The organism is Aquabacterium soli (assembly GCF_003933735.1).
Taxonomy (GTDB): domain Bacteria; phylum Pseudomonadota; class Gammaproteobacteria; order Burkholderiales; family Burkholderiaceae_C; genus Aquabacterium; species Aquabacterium soli.
Genome location: NZ_RSED01000003.1, coordinates 332538 through 357086 on the forward strand (window position 1 = coordinate 332538; position 24549 = coordinate 357086).

Sequence of the window (24549 nt, forward strand, 5' to 3'; positions counted from 1 at the left end):
ATGCCGACAGGGGCGGCTTCGCCGCCCTCTTCCATGTGCGACGGCCGAGCGTCTTGCTCCGTCTGCGCCTTGCGAGGTGGCTGGATCAGCCTCGCGACAGATCCTGCGTCAGCAGGCTCAAGCCAAGCTGGGCGCGGCGGCGCAGCCAGGGGCTGGGACGGTAGCGGGGGTCGCCGGTGGAGGCTTGCAGGTGCTCCAGCACGGTCAGCACGGTGCTGGCGCCCAGGCGATCGCCCCAGGCCAAGGGGCCCCAGGGGTAGCCCAGGCCCAGTTGCACGGCACGGTCAATGTCGGCCGGGGCGGCCACGCCGTGCTGCGCCATCTCGCTGGCGATGTTGACGATGGTGGCCACCACGCGGGCGGCCACCAGGCCGGCGCTGTCCAGCAGAAAGGTCACGGGCACGCCATCGGCACCGAACAGGCCCCGAGCCTGCTCACGCACGTCCAGGGCGGTCACCGGTGTGGCGGCCAGCACGCGGCGGCGGCTGGTGTCGAACAAGGTGTCCAGGGCGACCGTGCGCGCCGAGTCCAGGCCCTCGGCCACGGCCAGGCTGGTGGCATCCTCACCCAGCGGGGTGACGATGCACAGGCTGTCGGCGTAGGGGCGCTCAGCCGCATCCATCGTCGCGCCCAACTGCTCCAGCAGGGCCACCGCCCGCGCATGTCCTTCAGGGTGCTTTCGGCTCACCCACACGCGGGCGGGGCGTGCATCGCCCGTGGGGGCTTCGGACGACCGGGCCTGCTGGCCTTCGTCGTAGCGGTAGAAGCCGCGGCTGGTCTTGCGGCCCAGCACGCCGGCGCTGAGCATCTGGCGCGTGAGCGGCTGCGGGCGGAAGCGCGGCTCTTCGTAGTACTGGTGGTAGATCGACTCCATCACGGGATGCGACACGTCCAGGCCGGTCAGGTCCATCAGCTCGAACGGCCCCAGGCGAAAGCCCGCGGTCTCGCGCAGCACACGGTCGATGTCCTCGATGCTGCCCACACCCTCGGCCAGCAGGCGCAGAGCTTCGGTGCCATAGCCGCGGCCCGCGTGGTTGACGATGAAGCCCGGGGTGTCCTGGGCACGCACCGCGGTGTGGCCCATCTCCCGGCCCAGGGCCAGCAGGCGCTCGGACACGGCGCGCTCGGTCAGCAGACCGTCGATCACCTCGACGATCTTCATCAAGGGCACGGGATTGAAGAAGTGGAAACCCGCCACGCGCTGCGGCAGGCGCAGGCCCGCGGCGATGGAGGTCACCGACAAGGATGAGGTGTTGGTGGCCAGGACGGCCTGGTCGGACAGCAGGCCCTCGAGCTGGGTGAACAGCTGGCGCTTGGCGTCCAGGCTTTCAGCGATGGCCTCGACAACCAGGTCGCAAGCGGCCAGCCCTTCAACGGTGTCGACGGCCTTCAGCTTGGCCTGCGCCTTCGCCAGGGCTTCAGGGCCGAGCTTGCCCTTCTCGGCTAGGCGCGCCAGCGTGCGGCCGAGATCGGCCACGGCATCCTGCGCAGCCTGGGGCCGGGCATCGAACAACAAGACTTCCAGGCCCGCCTGCGCGGCAATCTGGGCGATGCCCTTGCCCATGACGCCGGTACCGACCACACCCATGCGGGTGAAGCCGGAAGCGGCAGGGGCAGAAGCGGCGAGCTGGGAAACAGCGGTGGTATCTGAAGGCATGAAAAGCTCCGGGAGCCGTCTGAGATGCTTTAAAGGTCAAGGAAGGTGCAACTATGCACCACGTTCTTATTCTGTTGGGCAGAACATTATTCTGAGTTCGGGCTGAGTGGGTATTCAACCCGAATGCGAGTGCCATTTCACCCCCAAGTTCCTAGTGTTTTCACCTAGGAATTCAGGGTTGAATCACCAGAGATCGCATGACATGATCCCGGCCAATTGTTCTGCTGATTGATATTCAGTTCTGCTTAATGGAACACCAAGACCGCAAAGGCACAGCGCCACAAGCGCCCGCCGAACTCGCCACGCAGCCCAACCCGGCCCGCGTCCATCAACTGGCCAGCCACTGGGCCGCCCTCACACCCCAGGCACCGGCCTTGGCCGATGAGCGCCTCAGCCTGAGCTATGGCGAGCTTGAGCGCGAGATCGAGCGTGTGCGCCACCTGCTGGCCGACACCGGTGTGCGCGGCGGCGACCGCGTGCTGCTCGTGGCCGAGAACCATGTGGCCACCGCCGTGTTCGCCCTGGCCTGCAGTGCGCTCGACGCCTGGTTCTGCATGGTCAACGCCCGCCTGTCCGCCCGCGAGATCGACACCATGATCGACCACTCGGGGGCGCGCCTGGTGGTGCTGTTCCCGGCTTCGTCCAGCGGCGCAGCCCAGCATGCCGAGCGCCTGAACGCCACCTCACGTGACCTCGGGCGCCTCGGCACCGTGGCCATGACGCCCGTGAACATCCAGGCCCTGCCCGAGCGCCTCGCCACGGATCCAGCAGACCAGGTGGCCGCGCTGATCTACACCTCGGGCACGTCTGGCGCCCCCAAGGGCGTGATGCTCACGCATGCCAACCTGCTCTTCATCGCGCGCAACAGCTGCCAGATGCGCCACCTGCGCGCCAGCGACAAGGTCTACGGCGTGCTGCCGCTGTCGCATGTGTACGGACTCACGGCCGTGCTGCTGGCCACGCTGCGCTCGGGTGCCTCGCTGGTGCTCACCCCACGATTCGACGTGGAGCACCTGGCGCACGCACTGGCCCAAGGCGGCATCACCGTGATGCACGGCGTGCCGGCCATGTACGCCAAGCTGCTGGACTGGAGCCATGAACCGGGCCGCATACCCATGGCCCCCACGCTGCGCGTGGCGCAATCGGGCGGCGCCCCGCTGGACCAGGCCCTCAAGGACCGCTTCGAGGCCACCTTCAAGCTGACCTTGAACAACGGCTACGGCATGACCGAGGCCTCGCCCTCGATCGCGCAGACCCGCCTGGATGCGCCCCGCAAGGACTGCTCCGCCGGCCCGCCCATCCCGGGCATCGAGGTCAAGCTGCTCGACACCGCCACCGGCCAGCCCGTGCCCGCTGGCGAGGTGGGTGAGCTGTGGATCAAGGGGCCCAATGTGATGAAGGGCTACTACAAGGCCAAGGCCCAGACCGCCGAGGTGCTCACGCCCGAAGGCTGGCTCAACACCGGCGACATGGCCCGCCTCGCCGATGAGGGCGGCCTGTTCATCGTGGGCCGCTCCAAGGAGCTGATCATCCGCTCCGGCTTCAACGTCTACCCCGTCGAGGTCGAGCAGGTGCTCAACGCCCACCCCGACATCACCCACTCTGCCGTGGTCGGTCGCACTGTGCCCGGCAACGAGGAGGTCGTGGCCTTCGTCGAGCCCGTGCCCGGCCGCACGCTCGATGTCGACGCGATCGCCGCCTATCTCCGTGAACACCTCTCGCCGTACAAGCTGCCCAGCGAGATCGTGGTCATGTCCCCCTTGCCTGCCTTGCCCACCGGCAAGCTGGCCAAGAAGACGATGCGTGACATGGCCGCCGAGCGGCTCAAGCACTCCCGCTGAATCTCCCACTCCTACCACCCCTGGAGACTGATCCCATGAAGACACTGAACCTGCGCGCCCTGGCCGCCCTGGCCTCACTGACCATTGGCACGTTCGCGGCCAGCACAAGCGCCCGCGCCGAAGAATTCACCGTGGGCCTGCAGATGCCCATGACGGGCGCGATGGCCCGCTCCGGCACCGCCTTCACCGAAGGCATCCAGACCGCCGCGGAGATCTTCAACAAGAGCAACGGCAAGCACAAGATCAAGCTGGTCACCGTGGACGACGAGTCCAACCCCGCCAAGGCCGTGTCGGCCGTGGAGAAGCTGGCGTCCGACGGCGCCGTGGCCATCGTGGGCGGCTTCGGCTCCAACCTGATCGGCCCGGCCTCCGAGGCCGCTGCCAAGCAGAACCTGGTGTACGTGACGGCCGGTGGCGTGGACGACGGCCTGTCGCGCCGTGGCCTCAAGACCTTCTTCCGCATCAACAACACCGCCGGCTACGAAAAGGCCGTGCTGGCCCTGGCCGACGAGCTCAAGGTCAAGTCCATCTCCATCGTGTACTCCACCAAGGAGGCCACGACCGACCTGGCGCACAACCTGAACAAGGCCCTGTCCGCCAAAGGCGTGAAGGTGACCGAGCACGCCTTCGATCCGGCCATCACCGACTTCAAGCCCATCATCAACAAGATCAAGCTGCGCGACAAGCCAGAGATCCTGTTCATGTCCGGCTATGAGAACGACTACATCGGCATCCTGCGCGCCGCCAAGGTGCTCAAGCCCCAGGTCAAGGCCGTGGTGGGCGTGTGGTCGCTGGCCACCTCCAAGATGTGGAAGGACTTCCCGGATCTGATGCCCAACGTGATCGGCACCTCGATGCTGCCTTTCCCCGTGGCCTACACCTCGGCTGAAGGCAAGGCCTTCGCCGAGACCTACCAGAAGAAGTACAACAAGGAAGTGGACTACCTGTCGCAGTTCGGTTTCGTGAAGGCCCAGATCCTGTTCGAAGCCATCGCCCGCGCCGCCGATGCCGGCACGCTCAAGAAGGGTGGCATCGCCGACGAGGTTCGCAAGACGAACCGCGACACCCTGATCGGCCGCGTCACCTTCGACGCCAATGGCGATAACCTGAACTTCACGCACCGCATGGGCCAGCACCAGAACGGCAAGGTCGTGATCGTGTCGCCCAAGGCCCAGGCCACCGGCAACATCGTCTACCCCGGCGTGCCCTGGTAAGCCGCTGACAAGCAGTTAGGACGTCCTCCATGCTGGAACTGATTCTGCAAGCGCTCTACTCGGGCCTGCTGGTCGGCGGGGTGTATGCCCTGATCGGCCTCGGGCTGGCGCTCACCTTCGGCACGATGCGCATCATCAACCTCGCCCACGGCGAGCTGGTGCTGCTGGGTGCCTATGTGGCCTATGCCTTCGAAAGCCGCACCGAGCTCAACCCGCTGTGGTCCATCCCCATCGCCCTGGTGGTGGTGGGTGCGGTGGCCACGGCGGTGTACTTCCTGGTGGGGCGCATCAAGCGCAACCGTGAGCTGAACTCGCTGATGCTCACCTTCGCCATCGGCACCATCCTCACCAATGCCGTGCTGCTGATCTGGTCCAGCGATGTGCGCTCCACCGCCAACGCCTCCTTGCAGGATGCCGTGCAGATCGGCCCGGTGTTCAGCATGGTCAGCGAGACCGGGGCCTTCGTCATCAGCCTGGCGCTGGTGATCGTGCTGGGCTTGTGGCTGTCACGCAGCTGGTACGGGCGTGCCGTGCGCGCCGTGTCGTCCAACCGCGATGCGGCCAAGCTGATGGGCATCTCACCGATGCGCACCGAGCTGACGTCCTTCCTGGTGGCCGCCGCGCTGGCCGCCTTCGCGGGCGTGGCCATCTACTGCAGCAGCGTGGTCCAGCCTTCGCTGGGCCACACGCTCACCATCAAGGCTTTCATCATCACGGTGCTGGCCGGTGTGGGCTCGGTACCCGGCGTGCTGGTGGCGGCCCTGCTGCTGGGCCTCACCGAAGCTTTGACCGTGACGCTGCTGAGCTCGGCCCTGCAGGAGCTGGCCGGCATGGTGTTGTTCCTGCTGGTGCTGTTCGTGATGCCCAACGGGCTGTTCGGCGCAAGCAAGCGCAGAGGTTGATCCGATGAAGAAGAACCAAGTCTGGATGGCGGCGCTGGCCGCCCTGCTGGTCGTCGTGCCCATGGTCTGGGGCGGCAACAACTATGTGATGAGCCTGATCGTGGCCGGCCTGGTCGTGTCCGGCATCGCCGTGGCCTGGGCCCTGCTGGGCAACCTGGGGGGCATGGTGAGTTTCGGGCACGCCGCCTTCTTCGGTGTGGGCGCTTATGCCTCCGCTCTGCTGACGATGAAGGCGGGCCTGCCCGTGCTGGTGGCGATGCCGATCGCGGGCCTGGTCAGCATGCTCTCGGCCGTGCTGATGATGCCGGCGCTGCGGCTGTCGGGGCCCTACTTCGCCCTGGCCATCCTGGCCTATGCCCACATCTTCAAGATCATCGTGACCGAGTGGAAGGACTTCACCGGCGGCGCCGGCGGCGTCTCGTCCATCCCGGTGCTGCCCACGATCTTCGGCATCGACCTGTCGGCCCGCATCGGCCAGTACGCCGTGGTGGTGCTGCTGGTGCTGGCCTTCGTCGCCGTGTACGCGGCCATCCGCCGCAGCCACTATGGCACCGCCCTGCGGGCCATGCACGACAGCGAAGACGCCACCCGCGTGGTCGGTGTCAACAGCACGGGGCTCAAGTCGCTGATGCTGCTGGTGTCGGCCTTCATGACCGGCGTGATGGGCGCCTTCAACGCGCACACCATCAACTTCCTGGAGCCCGACTACGCCTTCAGCGGCTCCTGGAGCGTGCTGCCCATCGTGGCCGCCATCTTCGGTGGCTACCGCACCGTGTGGGGCCCGGCCCTGGGCGCCATCGCCATCTACATGGTCGATCAACTGCTGTTCAAGAACTGGCTGCCCACCGGGCACCACATCGTGCTGGGCGTGCTGCTCGGCGCCATGATCCTCTTCGCACCGGACGGCCTGCTGCCCGCTCTGCGCCGCAAGCAAAAGGGAGCCGCGCATGCTGCAGCTTGACCATGTCACCGTCCGCTTCGGCGGGCTCACCGCCGTCAACGACGTCAGCCTGAACATCGAGGGCCAGCAGATCGTCGGCCTGGTCGGCCCCAACGGCGCCGGCAAGACCACGCTGTTCAACGTGATCTCGGGCCTGGTGCGTCCCACCAGCGGCCGCGTGCTCTTCAACGGCGAGGACATAGTGCGCCAGCCGCTGTACCGCCGCGCCCGCATCGGCCTGGGCCGCACCTTCCAGATCCCGCAGCCCATGCACGAGCTGACGGTGCGCGAGAACCTGATCGTGGCCCAGCGCTTCGGCGCCGGCAAGGTGAACGAACGCCGGGTGGATGAGATCCTGGATTTCCTGGAACTGGGCCATGCCGCCGAGCGCCACGCCGCCACCGACCTGGCCCTGCAGGAGCTCAAGCGCCTGGAAGTGGCCAAGGCCCTGGCCACCGAACCCAAGATGCTGCTGCTCGACGAGGTGCTGGCCGGCCTGGAAACCAGCGGCAAGCGCCTGTTCATGAGCAAGCTGCGCGATCTGCACCAGCAGTTCAAGATCGGCATCGTGATCGTGGAGCATGACATCGAGACCATCTCGTCGCTGTGCCAGCGCGTGGTGGTGCTGAACTTCGGCGCACTGCTGGCCGACGGCACCCCGCGCGAGGTCTTCGACCACCCCGACGTGATCGCCAGCTACACCGGAGAAACCACCCATGCTTGACATCGACAACGTGCGCACCGGCTATGGCGCCATCAACGTGCTGTGGGATCTGTCGCTTAAGGTGCAGCCCGGCAGCCTGACCGTGGTCGTAGGCCCCAACGGCGCCGGCAAGACCACCCTGCTGCGCGCCGTGATGGGCCTGCTGCCCGTGACCGGCGGCGACATCCGCCTGGGCGGCCAGTCCATCGCCCGCCAGCCCACCTGGTCCCTGCCGGAACAGGGACTGGCCATGATCCCCGAGGGCCGCATGATCTTCAAGGACATGACGGTGGAAGAGAACCTGGCCATGGGTGCCTTTCCCGGCTCGCGCCGCCCGCGCCTGGCCAGCAACATGGAACGCATCTACGGCCTGTTCCCCAGGCTCAAGGAGCGCCGCCGCCAGATGGCCGGCGCCCTGTCTGGCGGCGAGGCGCAGATGCTGGCCATGGGCCGCGGCCTGATGGCCGAGCCTCGCGTGCTGCTGATCGACGAGCCCTCGCTGGGCCTGTCGCCGGTGATGACACAGGAGATCTTCGCCATCATCAAGTCGCTCAAGCAGCAGGGCGTGACCATGCTGCTGGTGGAGCAGAACACGCGCATGGCCCTCTCGGTGGCCGACCGTGTGTACTTGATGCGCGGCGGCAAGGTGATCTTCGAGCAGGCAGCCGACCAGGTGGACCTGGCCAAGCTGCACGACTTGTACTTTGCGCGCGACACCCGGGAAGAGCCGGAATCCAGCGGCCAACCCGCCTGAACAGGGGCCGCCAAGGGCCACGATCGGCCCGGCGGCGCCCCGCACGCGTGGCACCATACAGGGAGCATCCAATGAACGACACCGCCATGACCGCACAAGCGCCTGAGTCCATCGCCCTGGCAGAAGCGCTGGACGACGAGACCGAATCGTCCTCGGGCCATTCCGACAGTGCCAGCAACACCAAGGAAGACCGCCACTTCGTGACCGCGCTGGCGCGCGGGCTGGAGGTGCTGAGCTGCTTCCGCTCGCGCGACAAGCTGCTGGGCAACCAGGAGCTGGCGCGGCGCTGCGGGCTGCCCAAATCCACCATCTCGCGCCTGACCTACACGCTGACCAAGCTGGGCTACCTGGAGCACGACCCGGAACTGGGCCGCTACCGCCTGGGCTCGGCCACGCTGTCGCTGGGCAGTGTGATGCTCTCGCGCATGGATGTGCGCCAGATCGCCCGCCCGCTGATGCAGCAGTTGGCCGACTCGTCGCAGACCATGGTGTCCCTGGGGTCGAGAGATCGCCTGAGCATGATCTATGTCGAGAACTGCCGCAGCGATGCCGCCCTGACCTTGAGCCTGGATGTGGGCTCGCGCATCCCGCTGGCCACCACGGCCATGGGCAGGGCCTACCTGGCCCGCTGCGGCGAGGCCGAGCGCCACGAGATCATGGAGCGCGCCCGCGAGTACGACGAATACGCCTGGCCCAATGTGCGCCGTGGCATCGACCGCGCCATGGAAGAGCACCGCACCCTGGGTGTGTGCTGCTCCTTCGGCGACTGGCAGCCTGATGTCAACGCCATCGCCGTGGCCTTCTATGCCCGCGAATCGCGCATGCTGATGTCGCTGAACTGCGGTGGCCCGGCCTTCATCGTCTCCAAGGAGCATTTGATGGACCACGTGCGCCCGCAGATGATCCGCATCGCCGAGCGCCTGTCCGCCGCCTGATCCAGCTTTGCCACAAGCCCGGGTGGGGCCTTCAGTGCCCGCATTAAGCCCCCAAACCCGTGTATTTTTTCACGCCAAAGAGCCCCGCTTGAGGCGAAGATAGGCACATGGGCACCACCAAAGAACGTGTCGTCCTGTTCGCGGACCTGCGCGGCAGCACGGCGCTCTACCTTCGCTTGGGCAACACCGAGGCCGCCACCGTGGTCACGCACAGCGTGGCCATGCTGGGTCAGATCATCGCCAAAGGCGGTGGTTCGGTCGTCAAAAGCCTGGGCGATGGCCTGATGGCCGTGTTCGACGATCCCGAACGGGCCGTCGAGGCGGCCGCCGGCCTGCACGACTCCCTGGACCGCATCGCGCCCGTGCCCGATGGCCTGCCCTCCAAGGCCCCTGCCCTCAAGCTGAAGGTGGCCATGGCCTGGGGCGAGATCGTCGAGGTCGATGGCGATTGCTTTGGCGATGCCGTCAACGTGGCCGCCCGCGTGCTCGACCTGGCCGGAGACAACGAGACCCTGGCCACCGGCCCGCTGACCGCCCGGCTCACGCCCGACCACCAGGAGCGCTTTCGCAGCCTGGACCGCATGCACCTGCGCGGCCGCGCCGACCCGGTGGCTGTGCTGCGCATGGAAAGCGTGCGCTTCGGCGACACCGTCTCCACGCTGGAGATGTCGGCCCCGGGCACCGATCTGCCCGACGGCATCCGTCTGACCTGGCAGCAGCAGGAACGCGTTTTTGCATCCCCCAACATGCCGGTGGTGCTGGGGCGCAGCCCGCAGGCCTCGTTCTGCGTCGGTGATTCGCGCGTATCGCGCTCGCATGCCCGCATCGAAGGCCACAGCGGCCACTTCTACCTGACCGACCTCAGCTACAACGGCTCCTACGTCCAGTTCGACCACGATCAGGAAGTGCTGGCCCTGCGCCGCAGCACCTGCACCCTGCATGGCAGCGGCATCATCACGCTGGGCTCGCCGCCCCACGACACCACGGCCACGCGCATCCACTTCGATGTGCTGAGCTTTTCAGACACCATGCCCCAGTGGTAAACCCCGCGAAGGCCGCTGATCTCTGTGCGCTAGAGTCAGTTTTTTAGACGCGACGCTGCAGTCCATGTCCACCGCCGCGCCCCCTCACACAGAAGCTGATCGGCTCGCGCTGCTGCAGGCCACGCACCTGCTCGACAGCGAAGGATCGCCAGCCTTCACCGCCCTGGCTCGCATGGCCGCCCGCCAGACGGGCTGCCCCGTGGCGGCCATCAACCTGGTCGACAGCCACCGCCTGTTCAGCCTGGCCCGGCATGGGCTGGCGCAGCGGCATCTGGGCCGTGAAGGCTCTTTCTGTGACCGCGCGCTGGTGCACTCCGATGTCTACGTGGCCACTGAGCCAGATGGCAAGCCCGATGTCGTCTGGCGCTTCTACGCCGGCATGCCGGTGGTGGTGGAAGGCATGCCGCTGGGCACGGTCTGCGTGATGGACCGTGAACCCAGAGAGCTCGACCGGGAAGCACGCGCCGCCCTGCGCGATGCCGCCCTCACGGCATCGGCGCTCATCCAGGCCGAACTGACTTCACTGCGTTTTCGCCGCCAGGAGGCGCGCGTGCGCACCGCCAGCATGGCCGGCACCGATTGGCTTTGGGAAACCGACAAGGACGGTCGCATCCAATGGGTGTCCTCGGGCCTCATCCGCCACACCGGCCTGGACCCGATGAGCGAGGTGGGCCTGGTGGCCCGTGATCTCTACACGCCCCGCCAGGACGACACCCGCGCCTCCTGGGAACGCTATCAGCTGGCTCGCCAGCGCCGCGAGCCCTTCAGCGACGCGATCGCAGAGCGCGACACGCCCCGAGGGCGGATCGCCGTCAGCATCAGCGGCACGCCCGTGTTCGACAGCCGGGGCGAGTTCAAGGGCTACCGGGGCGCCAGCCGCAACGTCACCAAGCAGCTGGCGCTCGACACCCAGGCCCGCCACGACGAACTGCTGCTCCGCCAGGCCTTCGATGCCTTCCATGCCGGCGTGATGATCACCAACCCGCAAGGACGCATCGTCTATGCCAACCAGCATTGGCGAGCCCGCGTGGGGGTCGCTGACATCAGCACCGCCCCACCCTGGCCGGCCCTGCTGCGCCAGCGCATCGATGAAGGCCACTACCGCGATGGCGTGGGCCGAGAAGACGATTTCTTCCAGTGGCGCATGAACGTGGTCAACCGCACCGACCCGGCCGTGATCCACGTGGGCGATACCGTGGCCATGTGCCGCGATGTGCGCCTGCCCGATGGCAGCGTGGTCTATTTCTCGACCGACATCACCCGCTCGTACCACGACCAGAAAACCCTGCGGGCGCAAAAAGAAGCCCTGGCCCTGAGCGAAGAACGCTGGAAGTTCGCGCTCGAAGGTGCGGGCGATGGGGTGTGGGACTGGGAGATCGGCCGTGCCGAGGTGTTCTTCGCGCCTCGCTGGAAATCCATGCTGGGCTTCGAAGACACCGAGGTCAGCAATGTGCCCGGCGAATGGGTCGATCGCGTCCACCCCGAAGACCGTCGGCGCGTGTTCTCCAGCTTCATCGACTACTGCCACAGCGGCCAGGGCATCTTCCAGGCCGAGTTCCGCATGCGGCACAAGGCCGGGCACTACATCTGGATCCTGTCGCGCGGCAAGGTCGTGCACCACGCCGATGGCGGGCGGCCCACCCGCATCGTGGGCACCCACTCAGACATCAGCACGCTCAAGCAGGCCGAGCGCGCTCTGCGCGACAAGCAGATCGCCGAGGCCGCCAACCGGGCCAAGAGCGAGTTCCTGTCCCGCATGAGCCACGAGGTCCGCACGCCCCTCAACGCCATCCGGGGCTTTGCGCAACTGCTGGTGCAGCGCCGGGAACTGGCCGCGAGCTCGCCGGACAGCGCCGATTACCTTCGCCAGATCCTGCTGAGCACCGAGCTGCTGAGCGAACTGGTCAATGATGTGCTCGACCTGCAGCAGATCGAGGCGGGCGCCATCACCGTGGCGCATGAGGCCGTCTCGCTGGCCGACGTGGTGCAGCAGTGCATCGCCATGCTCGAGCCCATGGCCACCCGCCACCAGGTGCTGATCGACAACCGGATCGAGCCGGGAGCACAGGTCTGGGCCGACCGCCGACGCCTTCAGCAGGTGCTGAGTAACCTGGTCTCCAACGCGATCAAGTACAACCGCCCGGACGGCATCGTGCGACTGACGCTGACGCCTGACCAGGCACGAGGCCACGCCCTGTGCGTGGAAGACACGGGGCCCGGGCTTGATGCAGAGCAATTGGCGCGCCTGTTTCAACCCTTCGAACGTCTGGGACAGGACACCTCCCACATCGAAGGCAGCGGGCTGGGCCTTATCATCACGCGATCCCTCACGGAAGCCATGGGGGGACAGCTTGAAATTCGCAGTCAGCCGGGCGATGGCACCCGCGTCTATGTGACGTTGCCGCCCGTGCACGATGGCCTTGAGATGACCGACGACAAAGACACCGCACCCATCGGTGCCCCACAAACCGAGCCCGAACCCATCGTGGCCACCACACCATCACTGCGAGCCTGCACCCCTGACGACCCACTGCGCGTGGTGTACGTCGAGGACAACCGCATCAACGCCCTGCTGTTCCAGGAGGCCCTGCGCCCCTACGACGAACTGTGGCTGGAAGTCGCCGAAGACGGCCAGATGGCCCTGAGCATGGCCCGCGAGCACCGCCCAGAGGTGCTGGTCATCGACGCGCACCTGCCAGGCATGACCGGCTTCGAGGTGTTGCGCGCCCTGCGCACCTTGCCCGGCCTGGCCGACACGCCCGCCTACATGTGCTCGGCCGACGCCCTGCCCGAGGACATCGAACGTGCCCGTGAAGAAGGCTTCGTCGGCTACTGGACCAAGCCCATCGACATCGAGCACGTGACCGATGAACTGCTGCGACTGGCACGCCTGGGCCACCCCGACGTGTCATGAGCTTCGCGACAGAGCCGGCCTTCGATCACCAGCAACGGCCCGCCATCGGCGTGCTGCTGGTCAACCTGGGCACGCCCGATGAGCCCACGCCAGCCGCGCTGCGCCGCTACCTGGGGCAGTTCCTGAGCGATCCACGGGTGGTCGAGATTCCGAAGGCAGTGTGGAAGCCCATCCTGCACGGCATCATCCTGCGGACACGGCCCAAGAAATCGGCCGCGAAGTACGCCAGCATCTGGACCCCCGAGGGCTCGCCGCTGCGCACCTGGACGGCCAAGCAAGGCACCCTGCTGCAGGGCTATCTGGGCGAGCGAGGCCACCGCCTGAACGTGAAGTGGGCCATGCGCTATGGCCAACCCTCCGTCGCCAGCCAGCTCGATGCGTTCAAGGCCGAAGGCGTGCGCCGCGTGCTGGTCGTGCCGCTGTACCCGCAGTACAGCGGTGCCACCACGGCCAGTGTGATGGACGATGTCTTCGCCTGGGCGCGGCGCACCCGCCACATTCCAGAGTTCCGCTTCGTCAACCACTTCCATGACGATGAGCGCTACATCGCCGCGCTGGCCGAGAGCGTGCGCGCCTACTGGCAGCGCGAGGGCCAGGGCGACAAGCTGCTGATGAGCTTTCACGGCATGCCCGAGCGCACCCTGCACCTGGGTGACCCTTACCACTGTGAGTGCCACAAGACGGCCCGCCTGCTGGCCCAGCGCTTGAACCTGCCGGCCGAGCGCGTGGTGGTGAGTTTCCAGAGCCGATTCGGCCGCGCCAAATGGCTGCAGCCTTACACCGAGCCCACCTTGCGTGAACTGGGCAAGGCCGGCACGGGCCGGGTCGACGTGATCTGCCCGGCCTTCGTGTCCGACTGCATCGAGACGCTGGAAGAGATCGCCATGGAAGGCAAGCAGGCCTTCCTGTCCAGTGGTGGCAAGGAGTTCCACTACATCCCTTGCCTGAACGACAGGCCGGAGTGGATGCGCGCCCTCACGGCGCTGTGCGAGCAGCACCTGCAGGGCTGGCCGACCAAGGTGATCGAGCAGGCGACCGAGAGCGAGTTGCAGGCCACGCAGCAGCGGGCCAAGGCGCTGGGCGCCCAGCGCTGAGCTGAACGCCGCGGCCAGAGCGGTTTACAGCAGCGACCCGGTCGAACTCGGCAAGGCCGGATCAGGCTCGACTTCCGCGATGTTGTCAGTGGCCTCGCCAGGCAACAGCGCCTGTGCCTGGCTCTCTGGCATGGCCTCCACCTGCTTGAGCGCGCGACCCATCACACGGGTTCGCGTCTCGACGCTTGAAATGGTGTTGCTGGCCTCGTCCAGCTTCTTGCGCGTCCTGGCCAGCACATCGCCGAACTTGGCGAACTCGGTCTTGACCGCGCCCAGCACCTGCCACACCTCGGACGATCGCTTCTCCAGCGCCAGGGTGCGGAAACCCATCTGCAGGCTGTTGAGCGTGGCCAGCAAGGTGGTGGGGCCGGCCAGCATCACGCGGTACTCACGCTGCAGCGATTCGACCAGGCCCGGGCGGCGCAGCGCCTCGGCATAGAGGCCCTCGGTGGGCACGAACAGGATGGCGAAATCGGAAGTGTGCGGCGGCGAGACGTACTTGTCGCGGATGGTGCGGGCCTCCAGGCGCAGGCGCATCTCGATGGCCTTGGCGGCCGTCTCGATGGCGGGCACATCGGCACGGTCCTGGGCTTCCAGCAGGCGCTCGTAATCCTCGCGCGGGAACTTGGCGTCGATGGGCAGCCACAGCGGCGCCGACCCCGGCCCGCCCTGCCCCGGCAGCCGGATGGCGAACTCGACGCGTGCGCCGGTACCCGGCACCGTTTCGACGTTGACGGCGTACTGCTCGGGCGTGAACACCTGCTCCAGCAAGCCGGCCAACTGCACCTCGCCGAAGATGCCGCGCGTCTTGACATTGCTCAGCACGCGGTTGAGCGAGCCCACGTCGCTGGCCAGGCGCTGCATCTCGCCCAGGCCCTTGTGCACCTGCTCAAGCCGCTCGGCAACCTGCTTGAAGCTCTCGCCCAGGCGCGCTTCCAGGGTGGCATGCAGCTTCTCGTCCACCGTCTGGCGCATCTGCTCCAGCTTCTTCTCGTTGTCGGCCTGCAAGGCCTGCAGGCGGGTTTCGACCGTCTGCCGCACCTCGGTCAGCTTTCGATCATTGCCTTCGGAGAGCAGGCGCAGGCTTTCGGCCAGGCCGTCGCTCACGCGGCGCATCGATGCCTCCTGCACCTCGTTGAATCTGGTCAGCGCCCCGGTCTGGGCCTCGCGCAAGGCGGTGCTCTGCAGGCCCTGCTGGTGGGTGGTGTCGCGCAGCGTGTCGGCCAGCCCTTGCTGCATGGCGGCCAGTTGCGTGCGGAAGCTGTCGAGCTGTTCGTTCTGGGTGCGCGTTACGTCGCCCTGCTGGTTCAGCAAAGCCTGCTGGAACTGGCCCATGGCCGCGGTCAGCTCCTGGCGGGTGCCGCTCAGGCCCTGGGCCAGGTCGTTGCGCACCTCGCGCACCACGTCCTGCGTCACATCGCGGCGGATGTCCTGGTGCAGGGCCGTGCGCAGCGCCTCATGCGCTGGGCGCAGGGCTTCGGCCAGGCGCACGGCGTCGGCGGCCTGCGCAGTGGCATCTGCTCCGGCAGCGGCCTTGCGCCATAACACCACCAGCAGCACCAGGTTGACCAGCGCCACCATCAGCAGCAGCGCGTTGAAGAGGGATCCGTTGTTCATGCCGTGATTGTCGCAGGCGCACACCCGCCAGACCTGCCTGCGGCCGCCACAAACACAAAGGCCCCGCTACCTGCCGGGGCCTTGATCTCTGCCGACGCGCGCGCTCAGTGCAACGGCACACCCGTTTTGGCCTGAAGCTCCTCGCGGCTCACGCCCGGGGCCAGCTCGACCACCTTCAGGCCTTCGGGGGTCACGTCCATCACGGCCAGGTCGGTGATGATGCGATCGACCACACCCACGCCCGTGAGCGGCAAGGTGCACTTGGGCAGGATCTTCAAGTCCTCGGTGCCGTCCTTCTTCTTGGCCACGTGCTCCATCAGCACGATCACGCGCTTGACGCCGGCCACCAGGTCCATCGCGCCGCCCATGCCCTTGACCATCTTGCCCGGGATCATCCAGTTGGCCAGATCACCCTCGTTGGACACCTGCATGGCGCCCAGGATGGACAGGTTGATTTTGCCGCCGCGGATCATCGCGAAGCTGTCGTGCGAGCCGAAGATCGATGAACCCGGCAGCGTGGTCACGGTCTGCTTGCCCGCGTTGATCAGGTCGGCATCCACCTGGTCTTCGGTGGGGAACGGGCCGATGCCCAGCATGCCGTTCTCGCTTTGCAGCCACACGTCGATGTCGGGGCTGACATGGTTGGCCACCAGCGTGGGCAGGCCGATGCCCAGGTTCACGTAGAAACCGTCTTGCAGTTCGGATGCGGCCTTGGCGGCCATCTGGTCATGTGTCCACGGCATGCTCAGGCTCCTGCTTTCTCGGTGAGGGTGCGCTTCTCGATGCGCTTCTCGGGGTTCGCATTCACGACGATGCGGTGCACGTAGATGCCGGGCAGGTGCACGTCATCGGGGTCGATCTCGCCGATCTCCAGCACCTGCTCCACCTCGACGATCGTGACCTTGCCGGCCATGGCCGCGGCCGGGTTGAAGTTGCGCGCCGTGCGGCGGAACACCAGGTTGCCGCTCTTGTCGGCCTTGTAGGCCTTGACCAGGGACACCTCGGGCAGCAAGGCCTTTTCCATCACGTAGACCTCGCCATCGAACTCGCGCGTCTCCTTGCCCTCGGCCACGATGGTGCCCACGCCTGTCTTGGTGAAGAAGGCTGGGATGCCCGCGCCACCGGCACGCAGCTTCTCGGCCAGCGTGCCCTGGGGCGTGAACTCCAGTTCCAGCTCATTGGCCAGGTACTGGCGCTCGAACTCCTTGTTCTCGCCCACGTAGCTGGAGATCATCTTCTTGATCTGGCGCGTGTTGAGCAGCTTGCCCAGGCCGAAGCCGTCCACGCCAGCGTTGTTAGAGATCACGGTGAGGTCCTTGACGCCGCTGGCCTGCAGCGCGTCGATCAGGGCCTCGGGGATGCCGCAGAGGCCGAAGCCGCCCACCGCCATCAACTGTCCGTCTTTGACGACGCCCGCCAGCGCACTGGCGGCGTCGGGGTAGACCTTGTTCATCCAATCACTCCTTGGGGTCACGGGGAGGTGCGCGGCGCGGCTGGTGCTGCACCGCAACAATCACAGCGTACACCGGGTGCCGGGCAAAAATCCAGCGCGCCAGACGAAAAAACGCCATGGCATCACCATGGCGTTGTATCGGGACTGCCGCTGGGCGCAGGCCGCGTCAGCCGCTGTCATTTTTCCGGCAGGGCGGGCGGTGCCTCACTGCCCGGCAGCTTCGGCGGCTGTCCTTCCAGCGCCCTCAGGAAGCTGGGAAGCGGCAGCGGTCGGCCGTCCTTCATGCTCACCCACACCAGGGTGGCACCGCCTGCTGCATACACGTTGCCGGGATCGTCGGCCCGCTCGATGCTCACATAGGTGTCGATGCTGGTGCGGCCGGGGTTGGCCACATAGAGCTTGACCACCAGGTTGCCCGGGAACACCAGGGGGCGGTAGAAGTTGCAGAAGGTGTTGGCGATGACCGGGCCCTCATCGGCCGAGTTGACCTGGCCATTGATGGCCGCGATCCACGACACGCGGGCCTGCTCCATGTACCGGAAGTACAGGGTGTTGTTGACGTGGCCCAGACTGTCCATGTCGCCCCACAGGATGGGCAGGGGCACCTCGTGGACCAGCAGCTTGTGATCAGGGATTTCGAATCGCATAGGCTTGTACAGGCGAGCCCTGGAAAGGCGCCGCCGTTGAAACGGTGAACTGCCCGGCACATGGAGGCATGCAGCTGCAAATCAAGGCCGCAGGCAGGGCCTTTGCTGCCCCGCCGACGTGCCTGAAGCCGCTGCCTGGATCAGCCTGCGGCCATCCCGTCATCGGCCGAGATGACCGCGCCGTTGATGAAATCGCTCTGCGCGGAGCACAGCATCACCACCAGGGCGTCCAGGTCCTTGGGCTGGCCCACGCGCTTGCGCGGCAACATGTCGATCAGCTTCTGGCCGCCTTCGGTGGCCCAGTGGTGGTGGTTGATCTCTGTGTCGATGTAGCCAGGACACACGGCATTGGTCGTGATGCCGAAGCGGCCCCATTCGGCCGCCATCACCTTGGTCATGTGGACCACAGCCGCCTTGCTCATGCAGTACACGCCGATCTGCGGCATGGTGCGCAGCCCGGCCGCCGAGGCGATGTTGACGATGCGCCCGCCCGTGAAGGTGCCCGGGGCCGAGCCCTTGGCGCGCGCCAGCATGCGCTTGGCCACGGCCTGCGCCACGAAGAAGGCGCCGCGCGTGTTGGTGTCGAACACGTAGTCGTAGTTTTCTTCCGTCACGTCCACCAGGCGCTCGGTGCTGCTCACGCCGGAGTTGTTGATCAGGATGTCGATGGAGCCGACCTCGGTCTCGGCATGGGCGACGGCGGCGCGGATGCTGTTCACGTCGGTCACGTCCAGGCCCACCACGTGGGCGTCACCGCCGCCAGCCTCGATCTCGGCACGCAGGGTCTTGAGGTTCTCGACGCGGCGGCCCGCCAGCACCACGGCGGCGCCCGCTTGGGCCAGGGTCAGTGCGAATTGCTTGCCCAGACCGCTGGAGGCACCGGTGATCAGGGCGACGCGGCCGGACAGGTCGATGTTGTAGCTCATGTGTTCTTCTTTCCATCAGGGGTGTAGCTCGGAAACCTTAGCACGAAGGCCGCGCGGCACCCAGCATAGAAGGGTTTGCAAGCAGGGTCTGATGCCTTGATTGACACCGTGGTCCGGCGCATGCCCATACAGGGCGACCACATTTTCGAACGGTCGTGCTTTTTTCTGCCAGAATGCGGTCGTCCCCCCCATGAACGGCGAATTACAATGCCGGGTTTTGCATCTGCATGCCCTGCGCGAATCCGCGCGCGAACAAGTCCCCTTTCCCCGAAGGAAACCACACGATGACGCCCCAGGAAATCCTTGAGCAGTTCGGCCCCCGTGAGTCGATGGAATATGACGTGGTGATCGTCGGTGCCGGCCCGGGTGGCCTGGCCACCGCCATCCGTCTGAAGCAACTGGCTGAAAAGGCCGGCAAGGAAATCTCCGTCTGCGTGCTCGAAAAGGGTTCCGAGCCCGGCGCGCACATCCTGTCCGGCGCCGTGATGGACCCGAAGGCCATCACCGAGCTCTTCCCCAACTGGAAGGAACTCGGCGCGCCGCTGAACCAGCCCGTCACCTCTGACGAAGTGTGGTTCCTGACGAACGAGACCGGCGGCTTCAAGACGCCCAACGCACTGATCCCCAACAACTTCCACAACGAAGGCGCCTATGTGATCAGCCTGGGCAACGTGGTGCGTTGGCTGGCGCAGCAGGCCGAGAACCTCGGCGTGGAGATCTTCCCCGGCTTCGCCGCGGCTGAAGTGCTCTACAACGACGACGGCTCCGTCAAGGGCGTGGCCACCGGCAACCTGGGCATCAACAAGCAGGGCGAGCCCACCGAGAACTTCCAGCTGGGCATGGAACTGCTGGCCAAGTACACCGTGTTCGCCGAAGGCGCGCGCGGCCACCTGGGCAAGCGTCTGATCGAAAAGTTCAAGCTGGCCGACGGCAAGGCGCCGCAGAGCTTCGGCATCGGCATCAAGGAGCTGTGGGAGATCGACCCGGCCAAGGCCAAGCCCGGCCTGGTGGTGCACACGGCCGGCTGGCCGATGGACAAGGACACCTTCGGTGGCGGCTTCCTCTACCACCTCGAAGACAACAAGATCACCCTGGGCTTCGTGGTCGGCCTGGACTACCAGAACCCCTGGCTGAGCCCGTTCGAAGAAATGCAGCGCTGGAAGCTGCACCCCACCATCAAGCAGTACCTCGAAGGCGGCAAGCGCCTGAGCTACGGCGCCCGCGCCATCAACAACGGCATGATTCCCAGCCTGCCCAAGACCGTGTTCCCGGGCGGCGCGCTGATCGGCTGTGACGCCGGCTTCCTGAACGCTTCGCGCATCAAGGGCAGCCACGCCGCCATCAAGACCGGCATGCTGTGCGCCGAAGCGGCCTTCGAGGCCGTGACCGCCGGCCGCCAGTTCGACGAACTGAGCGCCTACCCCGCCGCGTTCGAGAAGAGCTGGCTGCACGACGAACTGGAAGCCGCCGGCAACTTCAAGCCCTGGTTCAAGAAGGGCATGTACGTGGGCATGCTGATGACCGGCATCGAGCACTGGCTGCTGCCGCGCCTGGGCTTCAAGTCGCCCCCCTGGAAGATCAAGAACCCGGTGACCGACCATGGCCGTCTCAAGCCCGCGGCCGAGTGCGCCAAGATCGACTACCCCAAGCCCGACGGCAAGTTCACCTTCGACCGCCTGAGTTCGGTGTTCGTCTCCAACACCAACCATGAAGAGCAGCAACCGGCCCACCTGACGCTCAAGGACGCCTCGGTGCCCGTGAACATCAACCTGGCCAAGTACGCCGGCCCCGAAAGCCGCTACTGCCCGGCCGGTGTCTACGAGTTCGTGAAGAACGACGACAACACCGACCGCCTGCAGATCAACGCGCAGAACTGCGTGCACTGCAAGACCTGCGACATCAAGGATCCCACCCAGAACATCGTGTGGGTCACGCCGGAAGGTGGCGGCGGCCCCAACTATTCGGGCATGTGACCTGAACCTCTCCCTCAAGGCAGCGCAAGCTGCCTTTTTTATTCCCATGTCGTCTGGACCTGCCATGACGCACGCAGCGATCATGAATGAGGCAACAGCCGTCCATCGCTGAATGATTGCGTTCACATTTCGGGCTGCCCTGACACAAATGTGGGAACCCCGTTTCAGTTTCAGCTTTTCAGGTCGATAAAGGGTCGATGCCACGCCAGGTGTGCGGTCGCACAAGGCCAGGGCAGTCAAGGTATTGCGTGTTGACCCGAACGAACGATCTACAAGCGCTGCTCAGCTGCCTCAAGCAAGAAGGCAGCGTCACGACTGCCCATGAGGGCGGCCACATCCTGAAATCGGCCTTCCAGCCCATCTACAGCCTGTCGCATTGCCGGGCCGTGGGCCATGAAGCCCTGCTGCGGGCCACGGACGCCGAGCACAAGCCGGTGCCTCCGCCCGAGTACTTCGCCACGGCCACCAGTTCCGAAGACCGCGTCTGGATCGACAACCTGACAGGCCTGCTGCACATGGCCAACTTTGCCGCGAACCGGCCGGCACGGCAGTGGCTGTTCCTCAACACGCTGCCGGAGACCATGCTCAAGCTCACGAGCGAGGCCACGCCCAGGCACCTCGCCGAGGCCCTCGACCGATTCAATCTGCCAGCGTCCACCGTGGTCCTGGAGGTGCTGGAAAGTGCATTCCAGGATGCCGGGGAACTCACTGCCGCCGTGGAGCGGGCCCGCGAGATCGGTTTCCTGATCGCGCTGGACGACTTCGGCGCCGGCCACTCCAACTTCGACCGGGTCTGGCAACTGCGCCCCGACATCGTCAAGCTGGACCGCAGCCTGGTCGCCCGCGCGGCCGCCAATACGCGTGAGCGGCGCGTGGTGATGCAGATGGTGTCCTTGCTGCACGAATGCGGGGCCCTGGTGTTGATGGAGGGCGTGGAAACCGTCGACGAGGCCCTGCTGGCACTGGAAGCCGACGTCGACATGGTGCAGGGCTACCACTTCTGCCGCCCCCAGCCCTTGCCCGAGACGGGCGGGCCGGCCCTGCAGAAGCTCTCCGAGTTGCACCAGTTGCTGCTGAACACCGCGCTGCGCCAACGCCAGCAGCAGAAGGCCCGCATTGCCGCGTACTACAACGCCATCGGGCATGGTGCGTTCACGCTTTCGCAAGGGCACACCCTGGAGGAGGCCTGTCAGAGCTTCCTGAGCCTGCCGCAGGCCGAGGTCTGCTACCTGCTGGACGACCACGGTTTCCAGGTGGGCACCCATGTGCTGCCGCCGCAGTACAGCAGCCCTGATGTCCTGGGCTACGAACCTCTGAACGACTGCACCGGCGCCACCTGGGCGCGCCGGCCCTACTTTCGCCGTGCCATGCAGGCGATCGGGCAGGTGCAGGTCACGCGCCCCTACCGCACCATCCATGGCAACCGCATCTGCGTGACCGTGTCCATGGCCTTCAGGCGCATGGTGGACGGGCAAGAGCAGATCCAGGTGCTGTGCGGAGACCTGCTCGAGAACGAGGACTCGGCGCTGGCCTGACGTCGCTGCCCCCGCCGCAGGCTCAACGCAGGTCGGGGTCCTCGATCACCAGGCCGACGGGGATCGGCTCTGCATCCATGGCAGCCGTGTCCACACCCGTCTGGCCAACGGCCAGCAACGCCCGCGCGGCATCCCGCTCGGCCCTGATCTGGGCCCGACGCTCCGCGAAGAACTGCTTGAGCAGCTGGCTGCTGGCCTCTGCCAGCACGCCACCCACGATCTGCGTGTGGTGGTTGAGCTGGGTGTTCCCGAACAGGTCGATCACCGAACCCGCCACGCCGGTCTTGGGATCGTGCGCTGCGAACACCACCCGCCTGAACCGGGCATGCATCAAGGCCATGGCACACATGGCGCAGGGCTCCAGCGTCACATACAGGTCGCAATCGGGCAGGCGGTAGTTCTCCAGCAGTTGCGAGGCATGGCGCAGGGCCACGATCTCGGCGTGCGCCGTGGGATCGTGCGTGGTGATGGGCCGGTTGTAGCCGGTGGCGATGACCTGCCCCTCGCGCATGATGACCGCGCCCACGGGCACCTCGCCGGCCAGCCAGGCATTCTGGGCCTGGTCCAGCGCGATGCGCATGGCGTGTTCGTCGGCGGGGGTGATGGGAAGTGAGGAAGCGGTCACGGGGTCTGGCTGTCGATGTTCTGCTGAACCTGCTTGCTGTGGTCTTCCACCATGCGATTGACCGGTCTCCATAGCGAAGCTCTGCGCTGGATTATCGCTTGCGCGTGAAAAGCAGGTACAAAGGCGAGCATGCAAGACGACCTGTTCCAGCAGGATCCCACCGAGCCCTCAGGCGCCCAGGAAGCCGTCCCCCAGCCCCGTACCGAGGGGCCACGCAAGCGCCCGCTGAGCGGCGTCAGGCCCGCGGCGCAGACGCCCGAAATCCAGCATCTGGGCACGGCCCTGCCCCGAGGCCTGAGGCTGGGCACGTCGTCGTGGACCTACCCCGGCTGGTCGGGCCTGCTGTGGGACGGTGAATTCTCTGAGCCGGCCCTATCGAAGCACGGCTTGGCAGCCTACACCGAGCATCCGCTGCTGCGCACGGTCAGCCTGGACCGCTCGTTCTACAGGCCGCTCACCGCCGCCCAATACGCACGGTACGCCGCACAGGTGCCCGACGACTTCCGCTTCATCGTGAAAGCGCCCAGCCTGGTCACCGATGCCCTGGTGCGCGGCGAAGACGGCCGTGGCATGCAGCTCAATCCGGTCTTCCTGGATCCGACATTGGCGGTGCAGGAATATGTTCAGCCCGTGCTCGATGGGCTGGGCCGCAAGCTCGGCGTGCTGCTTTTCCAGCTCAGCCCCTTGCCGCCGCAGTGGCTGAACAGGCTTCCAGAGGTATGGGCCCGCCTGGACGACATGATCAAGGCCTTGCCAAGGTTGGCCCCTGAAGCGCCAGATGCCGTGATCGCCATCGAAGTTCGCGACCCGCAGTTCATCACGCCGGAGTTTGCTGAACTGCTCAAGCGCATGGGCGCCACCTACTGCCTGAGCCTGCATCCCAAACTGCCGCCCATCGAGCGGCAATTGCCCCTGCTGCGCAGGCTGTGGCCTGGTCCCCTGGTGTGCCGATGGCACCTGCACAGAAAGCATGGCCCCTTCGGATACGCCGAGGCCGAAAAGATCTATGCGCCGTTCCATGCGCTGGCCGATCCAGACAGCGACACCCGGCATGCACTGGCCAAGGTGATACGCGCCACGACCGCCCACGGCCAGAGCGCCTTCGTGACCATCAGCAACAACGCAGAAGGATGCGCCCCGCTGTCCATCCAGGCCATGGCGCAGGCCATTGTCTACCCAGCCTAGCTCAGACCGGGCACGTCAATTGCCAAAGGGCGTCATCCCAATGTCTGCGTGGAAGCCATGTCCGAAGAAGCCCGAACATCCTCGCCCCGTACTTTCAAGCCCCGCGTGGTCCCCAGGATCGAGGAGGGCACGCGCGAGGACGGTGATCTGACCGACATGCTGGGAGAGTTGCGGGTGGTGCTTCCAACAGCCCAGTTGCTGACAGCATTCCTGATCACCGTGCCGTTCATGCCTGGATTCTCCGATCTGGCCGTCATCGAGCGGCACGTGTTCCTGGCCACCTTCATGCTCTCCGTCACGGGCCTGGTGCTGCTGAGCGCGCCGGCGGTGCAACATCGCCTGGTGCGCCCCCTGCTGGACCGCGTGAAGTTCAAGCACCGCGCGAGCAAGCAGATCCTGCTGGGCTGTGGGGCAATTTCACTCGCACTGGTGCTGGCCGCACAGTTCGTGCTGACCAGGGCGATGGACTCCATCCTCATTGGCACGGTGGCGGCAGCCGGTGTGGCCGCCCTGTTGACGCTCTTCTGGTGGCTGCTGCCAGGCACCTGGAGCGATCGCCCAGGCCACAGCGGCGATTGAGCCGCAGCACGG

At 66.3% G+C, this 24549-nt stretch carries 21 protein-coding genes; 14 read left to right on the forward strand and 7 right to left on the reverse strand.

The genetic code is table 11. The features are described 5' to 3' along the window. Positions 1-85: 85 nt before the first annotated feature. Positions 86-1588 carry a 3-hydroxyacyl-CoA dehydrogenase gene (locus EIP75_RS05350; RefSeq protein ID WP_125242260.1) on the reverse strand — a complete coding sequence of 501 codons (1503 nt, stop codon included), beginning with the start codon at positions 1586-1588 and terminating at the stop codon, positions 86-88. A 317-nt stretch (positions 1589-1905) separates the two neighbouring features. Between EIP75_RS05350 and EIP75_RS05355 the strand changes: the two genes are divergently transcribed. From EIP75_RS05355 to hemH, 10 genes are all read left to right on the forward strand, one after another. Continuing rightward, positions 1906-3498 carry a class I adenylate-forming enzyme family protein gene (locus EIP75_RS05355; RefSeq protein WP_125242187.1) on the forward strand — a complete coding sequence of 531 codons (1593 nt, stop codon included), beginning with the start codon at positions 1906-1908 and terminating at the stop codon, positions 3496-3498. Positions 3499-3533: 35 nt separating this feature from the next. Next, complete coding sequence (locus tag EIP75_RS05360) at positions 3534-4712, forward strand: ABC transporter substrate-binding protein (RefSeq protein WP_125242188.1); 1179 nt, start codon at positions 3534-3536, stop codon at positions 4710-4712. 29 nt (positions 4713-4741) lie between these two features. Then, positions 4742-5614 carry a branched-chain amino acid ABC transporter permease gene (locus tag EIP75_RS05365; protein ID WP_125242189.1) on the forward strand — a complete coding sequence of 291 codons (873 nt, stop codon included), beginning with the start codon at positions 4742-4744 and terminating at the stop codon, positions 5612-5614. Positions 5615-5618: 4 nt separating this feature from the next. Further along, positions 5619-6575 (forward strand): branched-chain amino acid ABC transporter permease, encoded by a 957-nt coding sequence (locus EIP75_RS05370; RefSeq protein WP_125242190.1) that lies wholly within the window; start codon positions 5619-5621, stop codon positions 6573-6575. Further along, positions 6562-7278: an ABC transporter ATP-binding protein gene (locus tag EIP75_RS05375; protein ID WP_125242191.1), complete on the forward strand. Its 717-nt coding sequence runs from the start codon at positions 6562-6564 to the stop codon at positions 7276-7278. Before EIP75_RS05370 ends, EIP75_RS05375 begins: the two co-directional genes overlap by 14 nt. Then, complete coding sequence (locus tag EIP75_RS05380) at positions 7271-8011, forward strand: ABC transporter ATP-binding protein (RefSeq protein WP_125242192.1); 741 nt, start codon at positions 7271-7273, stop codon at positions 8009-8011. Before EIP75_RS05375 ends, EIP75_RS05380 begins: the two co-directional genes overlap by 8 nt. Positions 8012-8082: 71 nt before the next feature. Next, the gene (locus EIP75_RS05385; RefSeq protein ID WP_233584692.1) at positions 8083-8946 is read left to right on the forward strand and encodes an IclR family transcriptional regulator; all 864 of its coding nucleotides are present in this window, start codon (positions 8083-8085) and stop codon (positions 8944-8946) included. Between the two features lie 107 nt (positions 8947-9053). Further along, entirely contained in the window at positions 9054-9989 is a 936-nt protein-coding gene (locus tag EIP75_RS05390) for an adenylate/guanylate cyclase domain-containing protein (protein WP_125242193.1), read from the forward strand. 64 nt (positions 9990-10053) lie between these two features. Beyond that, entirely contained in the window at positions 10054-12903 is a 2850-nt protein-coding gene (locus EIP75_RS05395) for a PAS domain-containing hybrid sensor histidine kinase/response regulator (RefSeq protein ID WP_125242194.1), read from the forward strand. Further along, the gene (gene hemH / locus EIP75_RS05400) at positions 12900-13997 is read left to right on the forward strand and encodes a ferrochelatase (RefSeq protein ID WP_125242195.1); all 1098 of its coding nucleotides are present in this window, start codon (positions 12900-12902) and stop codon (positions 13995-13997) included. Before EIP75_RS05395 ends, hemH begins: the two co-directional genes overlap by 4 nt. 24 nt (positions 13998-14021) lie before the next feature. On the opposite strand, the gene EIP75_RS05405 is transcribed toward hemH, so the two are convergent. From EIP75_RS05405 to EIP75_RS05425, 5 genes are all read right to left on the reverse strand, one after another. Then, positions 14022-15614: a DNA recombination protein RmuC gene (locus EIP75_RS05405; RefSeq protein WP_125242196.1), complete on the reverse strand. Its 1593-nt coding sequence runs from the start codon at positions 15612-15614 to the stop codon at positions 14022-14024. A gap of 104 nt (positions 15615-15718) precedes the next feature. Further along, positions 15719-16357 (reverse strand): CoA transferase subunit B, encoded by a 639-nt coding sequence (locus EIP75_RS05410; RefSeq protein ID WP_125242197.1) that lies wholly within the window; start codon positions 16355-16357, stop codon positions 15719-15721. A gap of 2 nt (positions 16358-16359) precedes the next feature. Beyond that, complete coding sequence (locus tag EIP75_RS05415; RefSeq protein ID WP_125242198.1) at positions 16360-17067, reverse strand: CoA transferase subunit A; 708 nt, start codon at positions 17065-17067, stop codon at positions 16360-16362. 176 nt (positions 17068-17243) lie between these two features. Further along, entirely contained in the window at positions 17244-17714 is a 471-nt protein-coding gene (locus EIP75_RS05420) for an acyl-CoA thioesterase (protein ID WP_125242199.1), read from the reverse strand. 140 nt (positions 17715-17854) lie between these two features. Beyond that, positions 17855-18640 carry an SDR family oxidoreductase gene (locus EIP75_RS05425; protein WP_125242200.1) on the reverse strand — a complete coding sequence of 262 codons (786 nt, stop codon included), beginning with the start codon at positions 18638-18640 and terminating at the stop codon, positions 17855-17857. 284 nt (positions 18641-18924) lie between these two features. Between EIP75_RS05425 and EIP75_RS05430 the strand changes: the two genes are divergently transcribed. Both EIP75_RS05430 and EIP75_RS05435 read left to right on the forward strand, forming a co-directional pair. Then, entirely contained in the window at positions 18925-20613 is a 1689-nt protein-coding gene (locus EIP75_RS05430; RefSeq protein WP_125242201.1) for an electron transfer flavoprotein-ubiquinone oxidoreductase, read from the forward strand. 251 nt (positions 20614-20864) lie between these two features. Then, the gene (locus EIP75_RS05435) at positions 20865-22148 is read left to right on the forward strand and encodes a sensor domain-containing phosphodiesterase (protein ID WP_158622748.1); all 1284 of its coding nucleotides are present in this window, start codon (positions 20865-20867) and stop codon (positions 22146-22148) included. A gap of 22 nt (positions 22149-22170) precedes the next feature. On the opposite strand, the gene tadA is transcribed toward EIP75_RS05435, so the two are convergent. Continuing rightward, positions 22171-22845, reverse strand: coding sequence for a tRNA adenosine(34) deaminase TadA (tadA, locus tag EIP75_RS05440; protein ID WP_125242203.1), 675 nt, complete (start codon positions 22843-22845; stop codon positions 22171-22173). A 57-nt stretch (positions 22846-22902) separates the two neighbouring features. On the opposite strand from tadA, the gene EIP75_RS05445 reads away from it, so the two are divergent. Continuing rightward, complete coding sequence (locus tag EIP75_RS05445) at positions 22903-23958, forward strand: DUF72 domain-containing protein (protein WP_125242204.1); 1056 nt, start codon at positions 22903-22905, stop codon at positions 23956-23958. Positions 23959-24015: 57 nt separating this feature from the next. Continuing rightward, on the forward strand, positions 24016-24537 hold the full coding sequence (locus tag EIP75_RS05450) for a DUF6328 family protein (RefSeq protein ID WP_233584693.1): 522 nt from the start codon (positions 24016-24018) through the stop codon (positions 24535-24537). Positions 24538-24549 lie beyond the last annotated feature (12 nt).

Excerpts from the sequence above, each read along its gene's own strand:
- EIP75_RS05350 (WP_125242260.1), bottom strand. The coding sequence starts at position 1,588 with ATGGGTGTGGTCGGTACCGGCGTCATGGGCAAGGGCATCGCCCAGATT.
- EIP75_RS05355 (WP_125242187.1), top strand. The coding sequence starts at position 1,906 with ATGGAACACCAAGACCGCAAAGGCACAGCGCCACAAGCGCCCGCCGAA.
- EIP75_RS05360 (WP_125242188.1), top strand. The coding sequence starts at position 3,534 with ATGAAGACACTGAACCTGCGCGCCCTGGCCGCCCTGGCCTCACTGACC.
- EIP75_RS05365 (WP_125242189.1), top strand. The coding sequence starts at position 4,742 with ATGCTGGAACTGATTCTGCAAGCGCTCTACTCGGGCCTGCTGGTCGGC.
- EIP75_RS05370 (WP_125242190.1), top strand. The coding sequence starts at position 5,619 with ATGAAGAAGAACCAAGTCTGGATGGCGGCGCTGGCCGCCCTGCTGGTC.
- EIP75_RS05375 (WP_125242191.1), top strand. The coding sequence starts at position 6,562 with ATGCTGCAGCTTGACCATGTCACCGTCCGCTTCGGCGGGCTCACCGCC.
- EIP75_RS05380 (WP_125242192.1), top strand. The coding sequence starts at position 7,271 with ATGCTTGACATCGACAACGTGCGCACCGGCTATGGCGCCATCAACGTG.
- EIP75_RS05385 (WP_233584692.1), top strand. The coding sequence starts at position 8,083 with ATGAACGACACCGCCATGACCGCACAAGCGCCTGAGTCCATCGCCCTG.
- EIP75_RS05390 (WP_125242193.1), top strand. The coding sequence starts at position 9,054 with ATGGGCACCACCAAAGAACGTGTCGTCCTGTTCGCGGACCTGCGCGGC.
- EIP75_RS05395 (WP_125242194.1), top strand. The coding sequence starts at position 10,054 with ATGTCCACCGCCGCGCCCCCTCACACAGAAGCTGATCGGCTCGCGCTG.
- hemH (WP_125242195.1), top strand. The coding sequence starts at position 12,900 with ATGAGCTTCGCGACAGAGCCGGCCTTCGATCACCAGCAACGGCCCGCC.
- EIP75_RS05405 (WP_125242196.1), bottom strand. The coding sequence starts at position 15,614 with ATGAACAACGGATCCCTCTTCAACGCGCTGCTGCTGATGGTGGCGCTG.
- EIP75_RS05410 (WP_125242197.1), bottom strand. The coding sequence starts at position 16,357 with ATGCCGTGGACACATGACCAGATGGCCGCCAAGGCCGCATCCGAACTG.
- EIP75_RS05415 (WP_125242198.1), bottom strand. The coding sequence starts at position 17,067 with ATGAACAAGGTCTACCCCGACGCCGCCAGTGCGCTGGCGGGCGTCGTC.
- EIP75_RS05420 (WP_125242199.1), bottom strand. The coding sequence starts at position 17,714 with ATGCGATTCGAAATCCCTGATCACAAGCTGCTGGTCCACGAGGTGCCC.
- EIP75_RS05425 (WP_125242200.1), bottom strand. The coding sequence starts at position 18,640 with ATGAGCTACAACATCGACCTGTCCGGCCGCGTCGCCCTGATCACCGGT.
- EIP75_RS05430 (WP_125242201.1), top strand. The coding sequence starts at position 18,925 with ATGACGCCCCAGGAAATCCTTGAGCAGTTCGGCCCCCGTGAGTCGATG.
- tadA (WP_125242203.1), bottom strand. The coding sequence starts at position 22,845 with ATGGAGACCGGTCAATCGCATGGTGGAAGACCACAGCAAGCAGGTTCA.
- EIP75_RS05445 (WP_125242204.1), top strand. The coding sequence starts at position 22,903 with ATGCAAGACGACCTGTTCCAGCAGGATCCCACCGAGCCCTCAGGCGCC.
- EIP75_RS05450 (WP_233584693.1), top strand. The coding sequence starts at position 24,016 with ATGTCCGAAGAAGCCCGAACATCCTCGCCCCGTACTTTCAAGCCCCGC.